Source organism: Micrococcus sp. HMSC31B01 (genome assembly GCF_001816085.1).
Taxonomy (GTDB): domain Bacteria; phylum Actinomycetota; class Actinomycetes; order Actinomycetales; family Micrococcaceae; genus Micrococcus; species Micrococcus luteus.
Genome location: NZ_KV824826.1, coordinates 1 through 1,917 on the forward strand (window position 1 = coordinate 1; position 1,917 = coordinate 1,917).

The 1,917-nt window shown below is 73.9% G+C and carries 1 protein-coding gene; it reads right to left on the minus strand.

The window, feature by feature from the left end:
- Positions 1-108: 108 nt before the first annotated feature.
- Complete coding sequence (gene argS, locus HMPREF3105_RS00430) at positions 109-1,779, minus strand: arginine--tRNA ligase (RefSeq protein ID WP_069942038.1); 1,671 nt, start codon at positions 1,777-1,779, stop codon at positions 109-111.
- Positions 1,780-1,917 lie beyond the last annotated feature (138 nt).

Genomic DNA, 1,917 nt, shown 5'->3' on the forward strand with positions numbered 1-1,917 from the left:
CGGCGGCCCACAGGCCGGGCACGAGCGCGTCCGGGTCCCCCGGCGCGGGGAGCCAGGCGGGGGCGAGCGGGGAGGCGGGGGCGGGCTGCGGCGTCGTCATCCGGGCGCTCACATCTTCTCCGGGGCGGTCACGCCGAGCAGGCCGAGGCCGTTGGCCAGCACCTGGGCGGTGGCGTCGTTGAGCCACAGGCGGGTGCGGTTGAGGGTCTCGACGGGACGCGGCGTCCCGTCGTCGGTGGGCATGGGCACGATGCGGCAGGCGGCGTACCACGAGTGGTAGGCCCCGGCGATCACCTCGAGGTGTCGGGCCACGCGGTGGGGCTCGCGCAGGCGCGCCGCCGCGCCGACGACGGCCGGGAACTCCGCCAGCTGGGCCAGCAGCTCCGACTCGGTGGCGTGGGTGAGCAGGGCGGCGTCGAACTCGGAGCGGTCCACGCCGTGGGCCTGCGCGGTGCGCGCCGCGCCGGAGGCGCGGGCGTGGGCGTACTGCACGTAGTAGACGGGGTTGTCGTTCGTGGTGGAGCGCAGCAGCTCGGGGTCGATCGTCAGGGGCGAGTCCGCGGGGTAGCGGGCCAGGTCGTAGCGCAGGGCGTCGCGGCCGAGCCACTCCACGAGGTCCTTGAGCTCGATGATGTTGCCGGCGCGCTTGGAGAGCTTCGCGCCGTTGACCGAGATGAGCTGGCCGATGAGGATCTCGATGTTCGTCGCCGGGTCGTCGCCGGCGGCGGCGGCGATCGCCTTGAGGCGGTTCACGTAGCCGTGGTGGTCGGCGCCGAGCAGGTACACCTTCTCCTCGAAGCCGCGGTCGCGCTTGTGGAGGTAGTACGCGGCGTCGGCGGCGAAGTAGGTGGGCTCGCCGTTGGCGCGGATGAGCACGCGGTCCTTGTCGTCGCCGAAGTCCGTGGTCTTGAGCCACACCGCGCCCTCGCGGTCCTCGACGTGGCCCTGCGCGCGCAGCCGCTGCACGGCCTGCTCGATCGCGCCGGAGTCGTGGAGCGTCTGCTCCGAGGTGAACACGTCGAAGTGCACGTCGAAGGCGGCGAGCGTGTTTTTAATGTCCTGCATCTGGAGCCGGTACGCGGCCTCGCGGACCACCGGGCGGGCGGCCTCGTCCGTCAGCTCGCGCACGTCCGGGTGCTCGAGGGCGACGGCGTCGGCCAGCTCCTGCACGTACGCGCCCGGGTAGCCGCCCGCGGGGACGTCGCGGCCGTGCAGGCGGGCGAGGACCGAGTCGGCGAACACGTTCATCTGGTTGCCGGCGTCGTTGACGTAGTACTCGGCGGTGACGTCCGCGCCGGAGGCGCGCAGGAGGCGGGCGATCGCGTCGCCCAGCGCGGCCCAGCGGGTGTGTCCGATGTGCAGCGGGCCGGTGGGGTTGGCGGAGACGAACTCCATGTTCACGGTGTGCCCGGCCAGGGCGTCGTTGCGGCCGTACTCCGGGCCGGCCTCGACGATCTCGCGGGCCAGGGCGCCGGCCGAGGCCGCGTCCAGGGTGACGTTGAGAAAGCCGGGGCCGGCGACGTCGACGGCGGCGATGCCCGGCTTGTCGGTCAGGCGCTCGGCTACGAGCCCGGCGAGGTCGCGCGGGGCCATCCCGGCCTTCTTGCCCAGCTGGAGGGCGACGTTGGTGGCCCAGTCGCCGTGCTCGCGGCTGCGGGGTCGCTCCACCTTCACGCGCGCGGGGGTGATCTCCTCCCGCAGCGCGGCGGGGAGGTCACCGGCATCGACGGCGTCGGTGAGGACAGCGGACAGCAGGGCGGAGAGGTCTTCGGGCTTCACCCGCGCAAGTCTACGGAAGGGCCGCCGCGCCCGTGCGCGTGCGAACGAACCCTGCGAGATGGCCCCTCCGGCCCGCGGTGGGGGCCATCTCGCAGGGTTCGTCGGGGTGGGGGTCAGGCGGGCCAGGCGGCGAGGCCG